Source organism: Alkalicoccus halolimnae (assembly GCF_008014775.2).
Lineage (GTDB): Bacteria > Bacillota > Bacilli > Bacillales > Salisediminibacteriaceae > Alkalicoccus > Alkalicoccus halolimnae.
Genome location: NZ_CP144914.1, coordinates 2397233 through 2415996, shown reverse-complemented (window position 1 = coordinate 2415996; position 18764 = coordinate 2397233). Strand labels below are relative to the sequence as shown.

The 18764-nt window shown below is 44.5% G+C and carries 17 protein-coding genes; 11 read left to right on the top strand and 6 right to left on the bottom strand.

Going from position 1 to position 18764, the window contains the following annotated elements; all coding sequences use genetic code 11:
• Window positions 1-81: 81 nt before the first annotated feature.
• Window positions 82-228, bottom strand: a complete 147-nt coding sequence (locus FTX54_RS11085; protein WP_187254634.1) for a hypothetical protein — start codon at window positions 226-228, stop codon at window positions 82-84.
• A gap of 1190 nt (window positions 229-1418) precedes the next feature.
• Here FTX54_RS11085 and FTX54_RS11080 point away from each other — a divergent pair.
• The gene (locus tag FTX54_RS11080) at window positions 1419-3353 is read left to right on the top strand and encodes a fructose-1,6-bisphosphatase (protein WP_147804718.1); all 1935 of its coding nucleotides are present in this window, start codon (window positions 1419-1421) and stop codon (window positions 3351-3353) included.
• Between the two features lie 286 nt (window positions 3354-3639).
• Entirely contained in the window at window positions 3640-4311 is a 672-nt protein-coding gene (locus FTX54_RS11075) for an MBL fold metallo-hydrolase (protein WP_147804717.1), read from the top strand.
• 265 nt (window positions 4312-4576) lie between these two features.
• Here the strand turns inward: FTX54_RS11075 and FTX54_RS11070 are convergent, their stop codons facing one another.
• Window positions 4577-5575: a hypothetical protein gene (locus tag FTX54_RS11070; RefSeq protein WP_147804716.1), complete on the bottom strand. Its 999-nt coding sequence runs from the start codon at window positions 5573-5575 to the stop codon at window positions 4577-4579.
• A 454-nt stretch (window positions 5576-6029) separates the two neighbouring features.
• Here FTX54_RS11070 and FTX54_RS11065 point away from each other — a divergent pair, with 454 nt between their 5' ends.
• The 7 genes from FTX54_RS11065 to FTX54_RS11035 all read left to right on the top strand — a co-directional run bounded on the left by FTX54_RS11065 (window position 6030) and on the right by FTX54_RS11035 (window position 12899).
• Window positions 6030-7727: a DUF2207 domain-containing protein gene (locus tag FTX54_RS11065; protein ID WP_147804715.1), complete on the top strand. Its 1698-nt coding sequence runs from the start codon at window positions 6030-6032 to the stop codon at window positions 7725-7727.
• Between the two features lie 266 nt (window positions 7728-7993).
• Entirely contained in the window at window positions 7994-8260 is a 267-nt protein-coding gene (locus tag FTX54_RS11060) for a TIGR03643 family protein (RefSeq protein ID WP_147804714.1), read from the top strand.
• Window positions 8261-8315: 55 nt separating this feature from the next.
• Window positions 8316-8573, top strand: a complete 258-nt coding sequence (locus FTX54_RS11055) for a hypothetical protein (protein ID WP_147804713.1) — start codon at window positions 8316-8318, stop codon at window positions 8571-8573.
• A gap of 386 nt (window positions 8574-8959) precedes the next feature.
• Window positions 8960-9448: a GNAT family N-acetyltransferase gene (locus FTX54_RS11050; protein ID WP_147804712.1), complete on the top strand. Its 489-nt coding sequence runs from the start codon at window positions 8960-8962 to the stop codon at window positions 9446-9448.
• A gap of 52 nt (window positions 9449-9500) precedes the next feature.
• Window positions 9501-10058 carry a GNAT family N-acetyltransferase gene (locus FTX54_RS11045; protein WP_246125673.1) on the top strand — a complete coding sequence of 186 codons (558 nt, stop codon included), beginning with the start codon at window positions 9501-9503 and terminating at the stop codon, window positions 10056-10058.
• Between the two features lie 136 nt (window positions 10059-10194).
• The gene (locus FTX54_RS11040; protein WP_246125671.1) at window positions 10195-10809 is read left to right on the top strand and encodes a class I SAM-dependent methyltransferase; all 615 of its coding nucleotides are present in this window, start codon (window positions 10195-10197) and stop codon (window positions 10807-10809) included.
• A gap of 590 nt (window positions 10810-11399) precedes the next feature.
• Window positions 11400-12899: a UDP-N-acetylmuramoyl-L-alanyl-D-glutamate--2,6-diaminopimelate ligase gene (locus tag FTX54_RS11035; protein ID WP_147804710.1), complete on the top strand. Its 1500-nt coding sequence runs from the start codon at window positions 11400-11402 to the stop codon at window positions 12897-12899.
• Window positions 12900-13109: 210 nt separating this feature from the next.
• Here the strand turns inward: FTX54_RS11035 and FTX54_RS11030 are convergent, their stop codons facing one another.
• Window positions 13110-13280: a GNAT family N-acetyltransferase gene (locus FTX54_RS11030; protein ID WP_246125677.1), complete on the bottom strand. Its 171-nt coding sequence runs from the start codon at window positions 13278-13280 to the stop codon at window positions 13110-13112.
• A 660-nt stretch (window positions 13281-13940) separates the two neighbouring features.
• Between FTX54_RS11030 and FTX54_RS11025 the strand changes: the two genes are divergently transcribed.
• Both FTX54_RS11025 and FTX54_RS11020 read left to right on the top strand, forming a co-directional pair.
• Window positions 13941-14672 (top strand): alpha/beta fold hydrolase, encoded by a 732-nt coding sequence (locus tag FTX54_RS11025; RefSeq protein WP_147804708.1) that lies wholly within the window; start codon window positions 13941-13943, stop codon window positions 14670-14672.
• A 123-nt stretch (window positions 14673-14795) separates the two neighbouring features.
• Window positions 14796-15719, top strand: a complete 924-nt coding sequence (locus FTX54_RS11020) for a DMT family transporter (RefSeq protein WP_147804707.1) — start codon at window positions 14796-14798, stop codon at window positions 15717-15719.
• Window positions 15720-15763: 44 nt separating this feature from the next.
• Here the strand turns inward: FTX54_RS11020 and FTX54_RS11015 are convergent, their stop codons facing one another.
• The 3 genes from FTX54_RS11015 to FTX54_RS11005 all read right to left on the bottom strand — a co-directional run bounded on the left by FTX54_RS11015 (window position 15764) and on the right by FTX54_RS11005 (window position 18393).
• Window positions 15764-16750: an alpha/beta hydrolase gene (locus tag FTX54_RS11015; protein WP_147804706.1), complete on the bottom strand. Its 987-nt coding sequence runs from the start codon at window positions 16748-16750 to the stop codon at window positions 15764-15766.
• Between the two features lie 138 nt (window positions 16751-16888).
• Window positions 16889-17314, bottom strand: coding sequence for a pyridoxamine 5'-phosphate oxidase family protein (locus tag FTX54_RS11010; protein ID WP_147804705.1), 426 nt, complete (start codon window positions 17312-17314; stop codon window positions 16889-16891).
• 92 nt (window positions 17315-17406) lie between these two features.
• Window positions 17407-18393 carry a 3'-5' exoribonuclease YhaM family protein gene (locus FTX54_RS11005; protein WP_147804704.1) on the bottom strand — a complete coding sequence of 329 codons (987 nt, stop codon included), beginning with the start codon at window positions 18391-18393 and terminating at the stop codon, window positions 17407-17409.
• Window positions 18394-18764 lie beyond the last annotated feature (371 nt).

The window sequence follows — 18764 nt, the reverse complement described above, 5'->3', positions numbered from 1 at the left end:
TCGCCGTTTCCATAAATACCCTCTTGAATATTTTAAGCCTTCTGCGTTCCGTAATTACCTGGTTTTTCTTGTATAAGAAAGTTATCTTTTCGATTTAAACCATTCCCACAGCCGATGCGTATCATGGGGATCTGCGCTGTGAGAAGTACCAGTTTTTGTTCCAAGGCGGATAAAATAAAGAACGACGATGATAAATATGATAAGAAGAACAATGGTAATTGGATGCATACGGATTCACTCACTTTCTAATAAATTTGTTAGAAAATAGTTCCTGTCTGTTAATTATTACATCTATTGTAACTTTTTAGCTGAAAGGGAGCAAAGGTCTGTATGTCTAAGGTACTGGAAGTCAGTGAAAGATGCTGATTTACGAATTATTTTTACAACGATTTCAGGAAACACAAAAAAGCTGTCTCAAAAGGTAGATCGAGACAGACTGATAAGTACGCGCGGAACTGGAAAAGTTGTTCCAAAGCCTGTTAGACGGGGGATGTCTAACAGGCTTTTTCCGTGTGAAGCCGTGTCCTGTCCATGCAGGGCATCACTTCTTGATTAAGTTATTTTTCAACTGACGCTTCCGAAAGCTGCAGTGTAAAACCTTCACTAGGGAGTTTTTTGTTTTCAAATACTTATTAAAGCCTGCAAGCCGATGTCAGCAAGTGCAGCCTCTCCGGCTTCAGTCGGATGGATGTCTTCAGGCAGGAGATATGTCCTCTGGTCATGGCCGAATGAGCTGGAGGTATCGCTCAAAGGCATACCCCGGCAGGATAATGCGAGTTATGTAAAGTCAGCTTCGATCTGTGGAATATAAGCATCTGTGGCATGATGGCGTGTATCACTCAATTGGAAAGGGCTGTACACATTATACAAAACGATTGGCGCGTCTGTCAGAGAGAGGATTTCCTGAATAATCCGGTCGATATTGCTGAAAACGTCACTATTAGCCAGCTTCTGTTGCAATAATTATTGGATCAAAGCCTGATACCGGCCGCTTTTTTCAGTTGCATGCAGCACACAGAATTTCCAGAAATCGTTACTTTCGGTGGTCAAAGTGACATAATCCGATATGATAACTGTGATACTCCTAAAGGAAACTTTTTGGCACGTAAAAAGCATTGTTTAATACCTGAAAGAATACTTTTGTAAACGCCTGGAGATTTTTAAAGGATTAACAGAAATGAAAATAGAAGTAGCTTAATAACAGCCATTTATTTCAAACGGTCGTTGACACATGACAGCTTCTCCTCTTAATAACTGTAAAAATATTCTTTTTTTTGCTGGATTCCGCAGAATGTCTGCTATAAACTAAAGTTATAAAGAAAACTTCTATTTAATGAGCAGATCAGGATTAATGGATTTAATGGAAATGGACGTGCCTTTTTAGAAGCTGCAGTGCAAAGATTGAAGGGGGTTTCCTGATGTTAAATTTTAAGTACTTGGATTTATTGGCTCAAAAATATGACAGTGAAGAAAAAGTGGCTTCGGAAATCATTAATCTTGAAGCTATACTGGATCTGCCGAAAGGGACAGAACATTTTGTGAGTGATCTGCACGGCGAGTACCAGGGGTTTCAACATGTGCTGCGCAACGGTTCTGGAAATGTAAAAATGAAAATCAGAGACCTTTTCGAAGGGGAATTGAATGAATCGGAGCTCGATGAATTTGCGACATTGATTTATTACCCGGAAGAGAAGCTGAAATTGTTAAAAAGTAATTTCACGAGTAAACAGGAACTGCGGGAAGGGTACGTAGAAATTATTGAGCGTATGCTGAAGCTCGTTTCCTATGCTTCTTCCAAATACACGCGTTCCAAACTGCGTAAAGCACTTCCCGAGCAGTTTGTTTATATTATTGAAGAATTATTATATAAAAAGGATGAGTTCGAAAACAAGAAAGAATATTATGGGAAAATGCTCGAACGAATCATTTCCCTCGGACAGGGCGACAAGTTAATTATCGGCCTGGCATACACGACGCAGCGATTAGTAGTGGATCACCTTCATGTGGTAGGGGATATTTATGACCGGGGTCCGGATCCGCATAAAATTATGGATACGCTCATCAATCACCATTCCGTGGACATTCAGTGGGGGAACCATGACGTTTTATGGGTGGGCGCTTATGCCGGCTCTAAAGTCTGTCTCGCGAATATTATCCGGATCTGCGCGCGTTACAACAACCTCGATATCATCGAAGATGCCTACGGAATTAATCTGCGGCCGCTTCTGAATTTGGCGGAGAAGTACTATGACGACAATCCTGCTTTTCGTCCTAAGCGAATTTCAGATGAAACATTGACCGGGCAGGAGCAGCTGCAGATTACAAAGATTCATCAAGCGATTTCCATCATTCAGTTTAAGCTGGAAAGCCCGATCATTAAAAGGCGCCCCTGTTTAAACATGGAAAATCGGTTATTGCTTGAAAAAGTAGACTATGAAAAAAAGGAAGTGACTCTTCACGGAATAACGTATTCGTTGGAAAACACCTGCTTTGCGACTGTCAATCCGGAGCGGCCTTATGAATTATTAGACGAAGAACAGCAGGTGATCGATAAACTGCTCTTCTCTATTCAGCATTCGGAGAAATTGACGAGACATATGAACTTCCTTTTGAAAAAAGGCAGCCTTTATTTGAAATATAACGGAAATTTACTTATCCATGGCTGTATTCCTTTGGATGAAGAAGGAAATATGAAGGAAATGGAGATTAAAGACACTACTTATGCCGGCCGTGAGCTGCTGGATGTTTTCGAAAACTATGTGCGCGAGGCCTTTGCCCATCCAGAGGAGACCGATGATTTTGCGACTGATATGGTTTGGTACCTTTGGACAGGAGAAAATTCCTCTCTCTTTGGAAAAAGAGAAATGACCACCTTTGAACGGTATTTTATTAAAGAAAAAGAAACGCATAAGGAAAGAAAAAATCCTTACTACTATATGCGCGAAGATGAAGAAGCATGCCGCAGAATGCTCGCGGAGTTTGATCTTAACCCGGATCAGGGCCGGATTATCAATGGTCATACGCCGGTGAAGGAAATTGATGGGGAAGATCCAATCAAAGCGAATGGGAAGATGATCGTCATTGATGGCGGCTTTTCGAAAGCGTACCATTCCACTACAGGGATAGCGGGATACACGCTCTTATACAACTCTTATGGCATGCAGCTGGTCGCTCATCAGCTGTTTAATTCAAAAGAAGACGTTTTAATGAAAGAAACGGATGTTTTGTCTGTAAAAAGGCTTGTCAATGAAGAACTCGTACGGAAAAAAGTAAGGGAAACGAATATCGGCGAAAAATTATTACAGGAAATCTCCAGCCTGAAAAGTTTGAGAAAGCATCGTTATATGAAATAATATCCGTACGATTTTTTTGTTTGTATTACGCTGCCGATTTATTTAAGCCTTATAATAAAGCATGGAACGAAGGAGGTTTAAAAGAGGTCTTCTTTAGTTGCAGACAGCCTCTGAACCGTCTTTTTCACCGGAAGCCGCAGGGCACATGGGGCGGCTCCGAGGCGAATAAGGCTGGCCCTGCGCCCCCATGGAAACGAAAGCGCCTATTCATTGCTTCTCAGTTTTATTTTCAAGGCAGCCTATAATAAAAGGATGCTCTTGAGTTAATGCGAAGGAGGATACCAGCATGAGAGTAACGAGAATTACTCCGCATGTTTATAAAATATCTATTTGGATTGGGTTACCCATCAGCGTCTGGGCAGTAAAAGAAAATGACGGAATGATGCTTGTAGATGCGGGAATTGGGCAGATGGGGAAGGGGATTTTAAAAGAAATCGAGCAGCTTGACATCGGTCCGCTTAAGCGGATTGTTCTCACTCATGGACATCCGGACCATGTGGGAGCAATTGAGCGGATCCGTTCGGGCAGAGACGTTCCAGTGTATGCCCATCCGCTTGAAATTCCTTATATAGAGGGAGAGCTTCCCTTTCCGGACAGAAAAAAAGCGTCTGTACTGGTCCACCCGGGATTGACGCAGCCCCTCCCGGATTCAGAAGACGGATTAAGCAAAATCGGCGGACTCAAGCCATTTTTAACACCGGGACACTCACCGGGTCATACGGTGTTTTACCATGTGGAAGATGATGTTTTGCTCGGTGGAGATTTATTTACTTCCACGCGCCGTGGAAAGCTGAAGCGACCGATTCCCCTGTTTACTTACAATATGCCGCTGGCAGTTGCGAGCGGCAGCGTCGTGAAATATCTGAAGCCGGAAATTCTGAGCCTCTGCCATGGAACGGACATCAGACAGCCGTCTCTGCAGTACGACGCCTATGCGGGAAAATGGGGGAAGATGTAAAATAAATCATATTAAAAAATTGAGATGCTTATTGTCAAAGCTTTAGTAAGTTCTGCATTATGGGGAGGGAAGAAGGTGATCCAATCACTTCTTTCCTCCGCTTTTTTTGGATCCATGCAGCAGCCGTTTCTTTTTGTTCAAGTTTCTGTTTTTACCAGCACGTCGAGGAAATAAAAGTTGGACTTCCGTGAGAAAGGATGAGTAATCATTCTTCTTTTATGAGTCTGTATATAAGCACCGATTTTATCGACAAAGGCGAACAGTCTTATTTCACTTCTATAAACTCCACCCCTTCCTCTGCCGGGTGAACAGGCAATTCAAACACCTGCTCCCGGGAATATGTTTCTCCTGATATCCGCACCATTATTACATCTTCGCTGGAAAATTCGAATTCGTTCATATCGACGTGGAAATACCCATCTTCTCCCACTTCAGGATCGACTCTCTGCCTGTTTTCTGTAGAAGGAAACTCAAAGCGGATAACGTCTTCCGGGGCCACTCTGCCTCCGTACGATCTTGTATTTTCATGAACGCCTGGAAGCAGTAAGTGCTCAAACACCTGCTCCTCATGCTCCTGTTCGTCAGAAGCAAGGTTCCGGTGATGCTCCTCTCTATCCTCCTCACTCATTGATACGATTTCACTGACAACCGCTTGCGGTTCTCTTTCTTCCTGTTCTGCTTCCCCGTCTTCTTCCATGCCTGGCGTTTCATTGCTGATTTCTCCGGAAGTTTTTTCTACCGCATACCATCGTAGTGTGGAAGTGGCCTGCTGCTCGGCATCTTCCGGTCCTGTCGAGTAGACCTGGGCATGATACACTTCCTGCTCTCTTTCCTCTTCTCTGTCTTCTATTCTCACCGTAACGTCTTCCGTCTCAAAGTCTTCATTTTCTTCTATATAGTCAAAGACAATTTCCGAAACGTGCTCTTCCGTGATCTCCTCAGTCTCTTCCTGACTTTCATTGCTGCTGGCTTCTTCGTTCTCCGTTTCCTGCTCTGGATTGTTACTGGCCTGCTCATTTTCTTCCGAAGTATTGTTATCAGAGGAATGATCGTTGTTCTCCTGCCATTCGGAGGTATCCTCGTTTTCTTCCTGCTCAGACGGTGCTTCACTATCTTCACTATTTTGATTATCTTGGGTATCCGTATTAACATCTTCGGCTGATTCAGGGGAGTCTGCCGGGTTCGAATGATCTGCACACGCTGTAAGCAGTATACAAAGAGCACCGAAAAGTACGATCTTATGTAGAATATTACTTTTTCTCATTCATTTTCATCCTTTCTAACGTATCGTAAAAAATGGTCGTGTACGTGACACATTTTTTCAACTACAGGAAGAAGCGGAAAAGGCTGCAGGCATCTACAGGAAGGGAGTCACTGCCTGCTGTTTTCTCCAAGCCTCCCAAAATATCGTAGGTGTAGATTTAAAAAAAGTTGTCTTCCTTATTTTAACATTCCAAAAACCAAAGGGGAAATCGACGCCCGTCTGGAAAAGTTTTTTATATCAGACCTTTAAGGTCAACATATCTTAAGTTTGCCTGAAAACGGGGAAGCTTAACGTCAAATCAGCTGAAGAAAAATTCCAGGTAAATCCTCACCCTGTCTTGGTTAGTCCATTTATTATCCTTGTTTCGCGGTACTGAACGTTATGAAGAATTTGATCTACAAAGAAACCATTATCGATCTAAACGCGTATATGTACCTAGAGAGGGGCGTTTTGCATGGGAATAAAAACAACTACCACGATACTTACTTCTTTATTTTTGATTGCATCCCCAATGTCTGCGGGTGCGTTTGAACTTACGATCCCGGAAGCAGAAATTGATGCGTTTTTGCAGGAGGACGGAAACGTACAGGTGGAAGAATCGTTTACGTATGATTTTGAAGGAGAATTTAATGGCGTCGTCAGGGCACTGAATTACCCGGACTATGCGTCTATTGAAAACCTGGAAGCATTTGAAAATGGAGAGCGGCTGGAAATTGAGACGGAAGAAGAAATCGTCCACCGCATTCACCGGCAGGGAGAGGACGAAAGCTTTACAGTAGATCTTCAGTATACGATTGAAGACGGGGTGGAGCTTTACAACGATCTTGGCGAATTTTACTGGGCTTTTTTCGACAGCTCCAACGAAACAGATTATGAGTCAATGCAGATTCGGGTGCACCCGCCGGAACCGTCTGAAGAAATGGAAGCGATCGGCTACGACGAAGCGGAAAATTCGGAGCAGCCCGCTGATGAATACGTGTTATTTGATATGGGGCACGTGGAAAGCGGAGAAAATGGAGATGTGCGCGCTGCTTTTGATGCCGGACTATTTGAAGGCGTAACGAGAACGGCAGAAGGCTCGGCAGCGGAAGAAATTCAGCAGGAAGAGGAAGAACGGGAGGAAGCCGCCGCAGCTGCCGCGGAACGCCGAAACTTTTTATCCAATGCGGCACCGATCGCCATTCCGATCCTTGCCCTTTTATTTCTAAGCGTGATTTATGTGGACCGGAAAAAATACAGCCACTTAAAGCAAAGCGCCTTCACGAACGACCTCACTCCCGGGGCACCGGCGCTGCAGCTTAGCATGCCTGCTACAATGTATTACGTGCATCCCGCTGTCACACCGGAAATGCTTACTGCTTCTTTACTGGATCTTGTCAGACAGGACAAGGTGACACAGGAGGGAGAGGAGAGCTTCCGACTGGAAAGCCGGGAGAACCTGATGGCGCATGAACGTATTCTCGTTTCGATGCTGTTTGATGACATGGGAAAGGAAAATGTCTTTCGTCTCTCTGACATGTCGGACTATCTGAAGAATGAAAAGAATTACGAAACCTTTGAAACGAAAAAGATTGAATGGCAGAAAGCGGTTAGCGCAGAAAAGAAAGAAGCAGATTTGAAAATCAATAAACTCGGCTTTAAGCTGGGGCTCGGAGCAGTCGCTCTGCTCCCTTTAGCTTTAGGCATTGTTTATATCGTGCACGGTATGGTCGTGCCCTTTATTCTGCTGCTTGCGTTATACCTTTTTGTTTTCGGATATGCGGCCGTGTATCAGCCGAGGACGGAAAAAGGCTGGAAGCTGCTCCGGGACTGGAAAGATTACAAAGATGAAGTGGCCCGCTATGAACCGGAAGACTGGAAGACCCTTCCACCGGAGGAACAGAAAATTGCTTTTATCTACGGACTCGGGCTGAATCTGAAATCGGTAAAGAAAATGAGTGGGGATCTGACAAAAGAATTTTCAAGCGCGCCGGCTGCATCCAGAGGATACGGCAGCGATATTCCGTTATTTATGACAGCAGGCCTTCTCGCCAGTACGAGTTTCCAGTCCTCTTCAGCTGAAGCCGCAAGCTCTTTCAGCGCTTCCAGCAGTGGAGGAATCGGAGGCGGTGGCGGCGTCGGTGGAGGTGGTGGCGGCTCCGGTGGGTTTTAATTAAAAATCCCCCTTGGTTCCTGCATTGAATCTGGCTGACTTAGCGTGAAGAATTCTGAAAAAGCCTATAGATAAAAAAGGTATTCATATGGAATCTAACCATTGAAAGCAAGTGGTTAGATTCTTCAAATTCAAGTGGCTGTTAACATCGCGGTTCATTCATCTTAAAAACGAACCAGTTACTTAACACTCACAAACACATTATTCGCTCCTTCACCATCGCTTTGATAGAATATTTCCATAGGCACACAGAGGAGGTACTCATCATGAAAGCGACAGAGCATCTAACTGTTGAAGATATCGACCGTATCGTAGAGATGGCCTGGGAGGATCGAACTCCCTTTGATTTGATTGAGGTACAGTTCAGCTTGAAAGAAAAGGATGTCATTAAGCTCATGAGAAGAGAAATGAAAGAGTCGTCTTTCCGCATGTGGCGCAAAAGGGTGAATAACCGCAGAACGAAGCATGCGGCGCTGCGCTCAAAAGAAGTCAGGCGGTTCCGCTCGCCGGACCAGAAGCCTGTTTCCTATTAAAAAAGGAGAATTTCCGGACTTCAGCATGGCACCCAAATCGTAAATCCGCTATCAGATGCCATCGGACTATGGAGAGGTCGATACGGGGGACTACACTCTAAAAATGGAAGGCGCAGCGGCAGAGGAACCTTTTTCTGTGGTTGAAACCTTTACGATTGAAGACGAGGAGGCAGAAGAAGCAGAAGAAAACAATCCAGATCCTGAGGAACCAGAAGAGGCAGATCTTCCTTTATGGACATGGATTTTAATAGAAACTGTTTTTCTCCTGCTCGCTTTCTTCATCGGAAGAAAATCCAGCAAAAAACCTGAATGAAGGAAAAATGGGAACAAATTTATCCATTGAATCTATAAGGTTTCTGATAAAATTTGATATTCTCAACTAAAATAGTATTTAGCGAGATTACATTATCGTTTTTTAAAGAACGCGGTGTGACTGTTCATTGAAGCTCCATCGAAGAAAAATGATTTTTATCTTCAGAATAATTCATTAAACTGTTATCCGTTTTTTTACACCTCTGTACAATATAAAAACTCAGATCCCGCCTTTTACAAAGGACGGGATTTTAGTTATAGAATAAGCTCTAATAAAATTAAATATGCATTTAAGGAGCTCCCCAAGGCAGATAAGAAGCGAAGTTTCCTATAATAAACAACAATGAACTTTAAAAGATCTATATAATAAAGATAGGAGGTGGAAATATGAGAGAAGAAATAGTAATTAGAAAAGCATTGCCGGCGGATATACCGCACATTCAGAACATTGCCTTAGAAACGTGGCACGATACATATGACGATTTGATTCCAAGAGAAGTGCAGGATAAATTTCTAGCTGAGGCGTATTCCGATGAAAGAATGCCGGGAAGAATCGAGAGAACGTCTCTATTTGTCGCAGAAGAGAATGGGGAAGTGGTCGGCTTTGCCAACTTCTTTTTCAAAAATCCTCAGCAGGCCGAACTGGGAGCGGTTTATATTTACCCACAGGCGCAGGGGAGGAAAATCGGAAGCCGGCTTCTTCGGGCTGGAATACAAGAGAAAAACAGCCTCGAAAAGATTTATGTAGAAGTGGAAAAAGAAAATTATGCAGGCATGGCTTTTTATTATGCGAAAGGGTTCGAATTACTAGAGGAATTTGAAGAGGAGCTATTCGGCCATAAACTGCAGACGACACGGATGGTACTGCATCTGTAATTTCTGTTTTTTTCATTTAACGTTCCACTTGCTCAAAAAGGAGGTTTTCATTTTGAAAATAGAAGCTTTTTTTCAACCGAAACCTGAACTGGAAACGAACCGCCTTCTGCTGAGGAAAATTCACACGGAGGATCTGGACGATATTTTTGAATTTTCGTCAGATCCTCTTGCTGCTCATCATATGACGTGGGAAGTGAATAAAACGAAAGAGGAAACGTTCCGCAATTTTGTCGGTCCTGCCGGGGATGCCGGAGGGGATTTTGCGATTGTACTCAAAGAGAACAGAAAAGTAATTGGCACGTGTGCGTTTATCAGCTGGTCTGATGAGCATGGGCAGGCAGAAATCGGGTTTATCCTGAACCGTTCCTTCTGGGGGAAGGGTTATGCCACGGAATCGGTAGAAAGGCTGATTCAATGGGGGTTCGGTGTGATTGGGTTAATGCGTATCGAGGGAAGGTGCGACTTGAGCAATATGCTCTCGGAAAAAGTAATGAAAAAATCAGGTATGACATATGAAGGGACGTTACGAAAAAATGCATGGATTAAAGGGGAGTTCCGGGATTCGAAGGTTTATTCGATTTTAAAAGAAGAATACGTAAAAAGCATGTAAACGGATGAAATGCCCGTCAGGAAAGAACTCCACCGTTTTACAGCACACTATATACTTTTTTTGGCAGGCATAATTAAGTGAAACGAGCGGTCTTTTCGGGTAAGCTGAAAGTAATCATTAATAAGGAGCGTGTTTCATGTCAAAGGAAATGTGGGATAAAAATTTTGATCAGTATGAATACTTATATGGGAGCGAGCCGAATGCGTTTATAAAAGAAAAAGCCTTTCTTTTAAAAAAGCGCTCCGTGACGGCCTGTTTTGCAGAAGGGGAAGGAAGAAATGCTGTGTACCTGGCTGGGAAGGGCCATACCGTGACGGCCTATGATCAGTCCCTCGTTGGTCTTGAGAAAGCCGAAAAACTCGCCCGGGAAGCGGGTGTCACGATCGAGACGGTGACGGCTGATTTAACAAAAGAAGCACCGCCGGAAGAAATGTACGATTCGGCCATCATGGTATTCGGCCACGTCCCGCGTGATTCCCAGCGTTTTTTGTTTGAAAATATGATGCATTCGTTGAAACCGGGCGGTCTGCTTCTGGTGGAAGTCTATTCCGAGTCGCAGCTTTTTTATAATACGGGAGGACCGCCGTCAGTGGATCTTTTATATGATCCGGTGGAAGTGCTTCAGTGGATCCGTCCGCATTTCTGCCCTCATTTTTACTGCGGAGAAGTGGACCGCGTGGAAGGCACGAAACATACGGGAACAGGTCATGTTATTCAGGCAGTAGTTAAAAAGAAGGCTGCAGGAAAGTAGCAGATGTAAACGTTTTTTGAATGAGAATAAACGAGGCCGCCGGGGATTGGCGGCCTCGTTTATTATTTTGGCTGACTTTAAAAATGAATTAGATAATCGATAAACGGACGCTTTCGTTTCTGTGGGGGGGCAGGTCCGGCTTCCTGAGGTCGTGCGGGGTGGGGCTCGTCTTTCATCCCCACGAAGTCGTCCCATGAGCCCTGCAGCTTACGGTAAAAAAGACCGCACAGCATCTGTCTTCTAATAAAGAAAACACCTTCTTGAACATCAGTGATTCCACCTGTATAAAGGGAAGCTCCATTCCTATACAAGATTATTTACATCCATCATTCTGCAGCGATCCTGCATGAATGTCTCTGTTAATTGAAAATACACTAAAAAGGACTTAAAAGGAGGTTGTTTCCTTTTTATTGAGTCTATAGATGTTATTTTTTTAAATAATGCCATTTTTAAGGCTTTTTAAAAGACTTTGTTCCAATTTTGTAAGATAGTTGCTATAAATGTTCTAAATAATAGGAAGCGGCTTAAGAGATAAAAATTGATCAGGAGTCAGCACGAAGCTTCAGGAAAATAGAAAGGATGACAGCAGGATGAGAGTAGATTTCACCGCAGACAGAGCAGCAGGAATTCAGCAAGTGTTCGGCCGAAGTGCCGTGGAGATTGACCGTATTGCCTACGATTCAAGATCAGTAACGCCGGGAACGGCTTTCTTTTGTATTTTAGGCTCTGAGAGGGACGGCCATGCTTTTATAGACAATGCAGCACAAAACGGCGCGGCGGCTGTCATAGGCATGAACGCTTCTCTGTTGGAGGAAAAGCAACAGAAATTCCCCGGAGTTTCTTTTATTCTTGCGGAAGATTCCCAGCGTGCAATGTCTTATTTTTCCCAGGAGCTTTACGGCTATGCCTATAAAAACATGCATACTATCGCCGTGACCGGTACGAACGGGAAAACAACGGTGACATCCTTTGTCCGCTGGCTGTTAAACCAAAGTGGAATTAAGACGGGATCGATCGGAACTGAAAAAGTCCTCGATCATAAAGGAAAGCGAAATTTCCCTCATTCAACGCACACAACGCCGGAAGCGCCGGATCTTCATTATATCTTTCATAAGTTTTTTGGAGAGAAGCTGAAGGCTGTGGTGCTGGAAGTGACTTCGATTGCTATTGAACAGCGCCGTGTAGACGGAATGATGTTTGATATCGGCGTTCTTACAAACCTGACTCCGGAACATATCGATTACCACGATACGTTTGAGCAGTATAAGGCGGCAAAGATGAAGCTGTTTCACCAGGTCAAAAAAGCTGTCGTAAATTTGGATGACGAGAAGATGGGAAAAGAGCTTGCCTCTACTTTTGCCGGACCGGTCCTTACGTACAGTATGCAGGAAAAAGGTGACGTCCGTGCATCAATCGTGGAAATAGCGTCCAGCGGCACGTTCATCACTCTGTTTATCCATGATGATGCCTATGATGTTTTTCTGCCTTTTTTCGGCACTCATAATATTGCCAACTTCATGGCCGCCGTATGTTCCTGTATGCATATGAATCTACCCGTTTCTCTCCTGCTTAAGCAGCTGCCCGGTCTGCAGCCGCCGGCCGGACGTTTCCAGTTTATCGATACGTGTGCAAAGTACCGGATCATTTCCGATTTCGCCCACACCCCGGATGCTTTGAAAAAAGTGATCACCTCTGTGAAGCAGATGAACTACAGCAGGCTGATTCTGTTAATAGCGGGGAATGGAGTTCGGGATAAGCGTCAGCTTCCGGAGCTTGCAGAGGTGGTTCAGGGAGAAGCGGACATTACGGTCGTCGCAGTAGAGCATCCGGACCGCTCGGAACGACGGGAAATTTTGATAGAAGTACTTAATGGATTCACAGAAAAATCGGCACCGATATATACAGAACTTTATCGTGATAAAGGGGTGGAAAAAGCTCTTTCGCTTGCCGGTGAAGGTGATCTCGTGCTTTTAACAGGCCTCGGAAGTCTTGATCACCAGGTGATTGAAGGTGTCGAAGTTCCTTACGCGGAAATAGATGTTATTCACCGCTATCTGAAGGCAAGTAAAGACAAGGCAGGTACGAAATAGAAAAACGACCCTTCATTTTTTACAGTCTGCTCTCATTCTCAAAAAAGGTGCCCGTACGTTCTCTATGCGGGCACCTTTTTATACGTCTCAGCCATTCAGCAGTTTTGCCAATAATATTCATCTTCATACTCTCCGTTAATCAATAAGGCACCTTATTTCGAACTTCTGTAATAAAATCTTTTTCCGATAGAGCGTTTCGGAGGCTGTTTTTTAAACAGCCATCGTCAGCTCCAGCCGTTGTATTTCCTGGTTTTTAGCCCGCGAATCGAGCACTGTAAACAGTTTTGACCCTGTCCCTTTACTTCTGTAATCTCGGTGAAGGCCGATTACAATCGAAGCTAAATGTCTGTTCCTCAAAGCATTTCCTCCTGCCGCAAGCACGTACCCCGTGAGCACTTCGTCTTTTTCTGAAACGAGAATCGTAGAATTTCCTTTTCCTTAAAGCTTTTTATCATCTGACCTGCCTGAGCTGCTGAAGCCTTTCTTTCCTCCGCTTCCCACAGCATAGAGGCAGAATGATTGTCGATATGCTGGGGAAGAAGAGCGAAATTTTCGGCATCCGCTTTGTTTATTTCTCTAATCTTCATGAACCATTCCTCCATTTTTATGTATTCCTTCCCTCCATTCTACCTCCCTCATCCTTTTTTTGGTAATATAAGAATAACAAAAGCAGCATGGTTTTTCCGGTTTCTTTTTACAGCTTTGTTAACTAACAATACTGGCAGCATAAAAATATCCTGTGTCAGTTTTTAAACTTTGTCCTTTGTAATTAAAGGAACCCAGACCGTCTCTCTGGAAATTGAAGAATGGTATTCACTCGTCTTTTGAAAGGTCATCTTGAAAATGAAGCGGTTAAGCGATACATGGACGCTTTCCCCTTTAAGGGATGGGGCTCTTCCTTCATCGCCCTCGGGAAAGCTTTCGGCGGAGAGCGGAAGAAAACGTATAGAGAATCAGAAAAATCGCAGACTGTACAAGAGGCTTTTCAATTACCCTGCTGGAACAATGCTGTTTTAGATTAAAGAGAGGGGTTCGATGACGATGGAGAATCGATCGGAAAAGCTGACTGGCTTTGTATTTATTCACGGAGCGGGCTTTGAGGAGAAAATCTGGAACGATGTCGTGGAAGGATTGGATCATCCCTGGTTCCTGATTAAGTATCCTTTCAGGGAGAAGGAAAAGAACTCGAGGCTGGATCTTCATCTGGAGGATTACGTGACCTATATAGTAAAACAGCTGAAAACATGGGAGGTGGAATCATTCATCATTGTAGCTCACTCCCTCGGAGGAGTGTTTGCTCTGCGGTTGGCGGAAGAATTACCGGACAGGGTGGCAGGCTTTGCTGCTGTAGGGGCAGCCATTCCTAAAAATGGAGGTTCGTATGTTTCCATCCTTCCTTTTCCGAAAAGAAGGTTGTCGTCTGTCATTCTAAAAAAATGGGGCACGAAACCGCCGGAGTCAGCTATCCGCAAAGGTTTATGCAATGATTTATCGGAAAATCAGGCGGCAGCCATTGTGGAAGGATTTATCCCTGAGGCCTTTCACGTCTATACAGAACGGACCGAATCCGGTATTCCGCCTGTTCCGAGGCTGTACGTGAAGCTGACGAAAGACAGGGAATTTAATAAGGCACTGCAGAAGAAAATGATTAAAAATCTGTCGCCGCAGTCTGTTCAGCAGCTGGAAACGGGACACCTGCCGATGCTCAGTGATCCCGAAGGACTAAGGCGTATCCTGCTTACTTTTCTAAATGACGAAGTTTCCATGCGGTAAATTCCGCTTTTCATGTGTGGTACGATAAAGACAATCAGAGCCTCTTTCCAGCTGTGGCAGAGGCCGCCCCGGGCAGTGCTCTGAAAATAGAAGAATATAAACGACGCTGGGAGACTGCTGCACATGAAAAAGAAATTAATTTTTGCTTTTTTAGTCCTGGTTACGACGAGTTTAATGGGCTCTTCCTTTGCGGTCGCCAAAATCGGTCTGAACTATGTTTCTCCACTGCTTTTGGTAGGACTGCGCTTTACTATAGCAGGAATCATTATGACGCTTTTTGTTCTTTATTTTAAGAAGCTTCATGCAGACAATAAAATGGACTGGCTCCGCATCATGATCATTGGTTTTTTCCAGACAGCGGGGGTCATGGGATGTATTTTTCTCAGTCTGCGTACGATTACGGCCGGGGAATCGGCTATTCTGACCTTTACGAATCCGCTTCTCGTCGTCATTTTTGGAACACTTGCTATGGGAATTCGTTACCGGATGGTTCAGTGGGGAGGCGTGTTCATCGGTTTTTTTGGTGTTTTCATTACGATGGGAGGCCAGCTGAGCCTGGAAGTCGGGACTCTGCTCGGACTAGGCAGTGCCGTTTCCTGGGCGGTAGGGACGTTATGTATTAAACAGTGGGGAAACAGGTTTGATATCTGGGTATTAACCGCGTATCAAATGCTATTCGGGGGGCTGATTGTGCTCGTTGGAAGCGTCCTGCTTGAAGAAGCCGTCCTGATTTTAAATTCCACATCAGTCTTTATCATTTTATGGCTTGCGGTCCCGGCTTCGATTATTCAATTTACGATCTGGTTTTTTCTTCTGCAGAACGGCAATCCCGGAAAAGTCAGTGCTTTTTTATTTCTCGCTCCCTTTTTTGGAGTGGTATCCGGGTGGCTGCTGCTCCAGGAACCGATCGGGTTCTCCCTTTTGTTAGGAGGAGCGTTTATTTTTACAGGTATCTTTCTCGTCAACTGGCCGGAAAAGCAGAAACCACTGGAAGTTCCTCAGGAAATTGAACAGGAACACAGAGAACCCGCTGAAAAGGGAAAATGAAAAAAGGAAGGGGCCGGCATCCGGTTCCTTCCTTTTTAGTACGCTCAGGCTTTCTGTTCATGCGTCAAAATTGCAGCAATATAGGCTAAAGCATCCTCCGCTTCATCCAGTACGCCGGTAAACGTAACAAAATCATGAAAGATCTCTTTGTAATGTTTATGGTAAACGCGGACACCGGCCTGTCGCAGCTTATCTGCGTAAATAAAAGCTTCTTCGCTGAGAGGGTCATCCTCAGCGGTAATAAGGATTGTGGCAGGGAGAGCAGCAAATACACTTTCCGGAGCAAACAGGGGAGAAGCTGAGAGATCGGCAGGATCCGCGGTTTCTTCAAAATAGTAGTGGTAAAAGGTTTCCATTCCTCTCCGGGAGAGTACGAGCTCCTCCATGTTTTTTAATTTTTCTTCCGCGCTCGTCTGCATATCGAGTACCGGGGAAAGAAGCACCTGATACACGGGCATCGGACGATTTACTTCATGAAACCGGAGTGAAAGGGCAGCAGCTAAATTCCCGCCGGCGCTGTCTCCGGCAAGAATCAGATTGCTCATCCGCACTTGCAGTTCTTCGGAGTTGGATTCGATCCATTTTATTACCTCGAAGCATTCATCCAGCGCAAACGGGAATTTGTATTCAGGAGCGAGCGCATAGTCGACGCTGGCGACGACACTTTTAGTGGATGAAGATAAGACGCGGCATATATTATCTGCCATATCCAGATCTCCAATGCTGAACCCGCCGCCGTGCATGTAGATTATTACAGGAAAAGGACCTTCACCAGGAGGCGTGTAAACTCTTATCGGCGTATGCCTCTTCTCGTTAACAGCTGTCTTGTCCTTGATCGATCCGGGAAATGTGACTGCGGGATTTTTTCGGCTGAGAGATATTATTTTCTCCCGCGCGTGTTCAATGTTTTCAAGGGGGAGTCTCGGTCCTTTTCTCAAGTAGGCATAAATTCTATTCTTTTTTGTCCGGTTGGGAATGAAGGATAATAGCTTCAGTTTCAATCGGTCATTAAATGTATCATCCGTTTTCATAGGGACACCTCCATGCACGCTTTCATATAAGTTAACGATAAGTATAAAAAAATGGTAAGCAAAGGTAAAGTTCTGTGGAATGGAATCTGATAAAAAAAGCCGTCCCTATGTTTGGGACGGCTGAGCTTTTCTATTCCTTTATTTTAAATCGAGGCTCTGAGGCGGCTCGCCTCTGCCGTTCATCAGACGGATCGATTCCGGCTTGATTTCAAGGAAGATAAGATTCGGGTCATCTTTTCCTTCAAACCAGTTGTCGAGATCATCAATCCAGAGGTCTTCTATGAGCTGCTTATCGTCACGGATCGAGGCTTTACCGCTCACTTCGACATACTCATCTCCAAAACCTTCGCCCTGATAGCCGAGCAGAACGTGGACGTTCGCGTTTTTCTCAATTTCTTCCACTTTGTATGTTTCCTTGCTCGTCGGCGTATAAAGAGTTAAATCTTCATTTAGAAATGTCATATAGCGGGCATATGGCTTATTGTTTTCGACAGATGAGAGAATACCGATGACGTTTTTATCAACGATTTCTTCGATGCGTTTTTTTACCTGCTGTTGTTCCATATTGAATTAGCTCCTTTACTGTTCATTTTTTCTATCCAGAGAGTCTATTCCTTTTTTCTGGGGAAGTTAAACAAGGGCCAATTGAAGATAATTTATTCATCCATCGACGGTTTATACAATTTGCCGAGTGGAAACACTTTGGTGAAGGCGCCTTCCGGAGTGTCGGCTAGACCTCGTTCTATCATGTTCACACGCGAGTCGATCATATCGATTAGATGGATGACGTGAGCCTCCAGTGTTTTAGGTTCTACGGGAGAGCCCCATTCCAGTCTGCCGTGGTGGCTGAGAATGCAGTGCTGAAGCTGGTAGACGGCTTCCTGTTCCAGCTTTGTGAGCTGTGCTTTTTCTCCCCGGTCGGAAAGGATTTTTTGCACTTCCCGGTCTACGAGCATGGAGGACATGGAAATATGGCCGATAAACTCTCCTGGTACGCTGTACTGCGGGGCCGTATAACTGGTGTATTCAATAACTTTCGATGCATCATGCAGGGTGATGCCTCCGATAATAAAATCCTGGTTAATACCGGGATAGCGCCTGGAAACGTCGAGGCCGAGACGAATCATGCAGACAGTATGATAAAGCAGCCCGCCGACAAACGAGTGGTGATTTTTTACTGCTGCCGGATAGCTGGAAAATGGTTTCTTATACTTTTGATAGATCGATGAGACGACTTCCTGAATCAGCGGGTCGACAATCAGTGCAATATAATCTTCCAGCTCCTGCTGGAGGGATTCGATCCGTTCGGGAGCCATCTCCAGGAAATCCGCTGTATCGACTTCATCTTCTTTGGACGCCCGGAAGTTCCGCACGGTGATCTGCAGCTGGTCCTGGTAGGTGGAAGTATCTCCTTCGAAATAAATGACTCGTCCTTCCTGAAGAACTTCTTTTACTTCTTCTTCCTGTCCTGCGATCAGCTCGCTCCAGACTTTAGCAGGAACTTCTTTTTTTCCTTTGGCGATACTTAAATTATAAAAAGGATCTCCTTTTTTTGTCTGGGCAAGCTGGGCACTGCGAATCAGACCGAAGCCCTGAAACTGCTGATTTGGCTGATCGAGTAACGCTAAATCTTCTATTATCATCGAATCACTGCTCCTAACGGCATTTTTCTTTAGTTTATCATACTGCCCGCGGCTTATCTGCTAAAAGTTTCCTTCTTCAGCGGAGGTGCTCTGCCTTATTATGGTTTTACAGGACGGACTTCTATCGAACAGCAGGTTTAACTCAATAATGTCTAATGATTAGACATTATTGAAAGACTAAGAATTACGCTGTGTCAAAGTCTGTAGTTAATACACGTAGAAAACTCCTCTTCGTTTTGATTTTTAAATACAGATACGCCGGTTGAATTAAGAAAATACAAAGGTAGAAACCAGTGGCAGGGCAGAAAAGCCTGCGGAAGGCACGCAGATCATCGCGGAAGACAGGGCTGCCGTATACTTTCTCCGGGGCA

Bases quoted from the DNA above. Each gene is read 5' to 3' on its own strand.
- FTX54_RS11025 (WP_147804708.1), top strand. From the start codon at position 13,941: ATGGAGAATCGATCGGAAAAGCTGACTGGCTTTGTATTTATTCACGGA.
- FTX54_RS11050 (WP_147804712.1), top strand. From the start codon at position 8,960: ATGAGAGAAGAAATAGTAATTAGAAAAGCATTGCCGGCGGATATACCG.
- FTX54_RS11075 (WP_147804717.1), top strand. From the start codon at position 3,640: ATGAGAGTAACGAGAATTACTCCGCATGTTTATAAAATATCTATTTGG.
- FTX54_RS11085 (WP_187254634.1), bottom strand. From the start codon at position 228: ATGCATCCAATTACCATTGTTCTTCTTATCATATTTATCATCGTCGTT.
- FTX54_RS11055 (WP_147804713.1), top strand. From the start codon at position 8,316: ATGCCATCGGACTATGGAGAGGTCGATACGGGGGACTACACTCTAAAA.
- FTX54_RS11005 (WP_147804704.1), bottom strand. From the start codon at position 18,393: ATGATAATAGAAGATTTAGCGTTACTCGATCAGCCAAATCAGCAGTTT.
- FTX54_RS11040 (WP_246125671.1), top strand. From the start codon at position 10,195: ATGTCAAAGGAAATGTGGGATAAAAATTTTGATCAGTATGAATACTTA.
- FTX54_RS11015 (WP_147804706.1), bottom strand. From the start codon at position 16,750: ATGAAAACGGATGATACATTTAATGACCGATTGAAACTGAAGCTATTA.
- FTX54_RS11060 (WP_147804714.1), top strand. From the start codon at position 7,994: ATGAAAGCGACAGAGCATCTAACTGTTGAAGATATCGACCGTATCGTA.
- FTX54_RS11010 (WP_147804705.1), bottom strand. From the start codon at position 17,314: ATGGAACAACAGCAGGTAAAAAAACGCATCGAAGAAATCGTTGATAAA.
- FTX54_RS11065 (WP_147804715.1), top strand. From the start codon at position 6,030: ATGGGAATAAAAACAACTACCACGATACTTACTTCTTTATTTTTGATT.
- FTX54_RS11070 (WP_147804716.1), bottom strand. From the start codon at position 5,575: ATGAGAAAAAGTAATATTCTACATAAGATCGTACTTTTCGGTGCTCTT.
- FTX54_RS11035 (WP_147804710.1), top strand. From the start codon at position 11,400: ATGAGAGTAGATTTCACCGCAGACAGAGCAGCAGGAATTCAGCAAGTG.
- FTX54_RS11080 (WP_147804718.1), top strand. From the start codon at position 1,419: ATGTTAAATTTTAAGTACTTGGATTTATTGGCTCAAAAATATGACAGT.
- FTX54_RS11020 (WP_147804707.1), top strand. From the start codon at position 14,796: ATGAAAAAGAAATTAATTTTTGCTTTTTTAGTCCTGGTTACGACGAGT.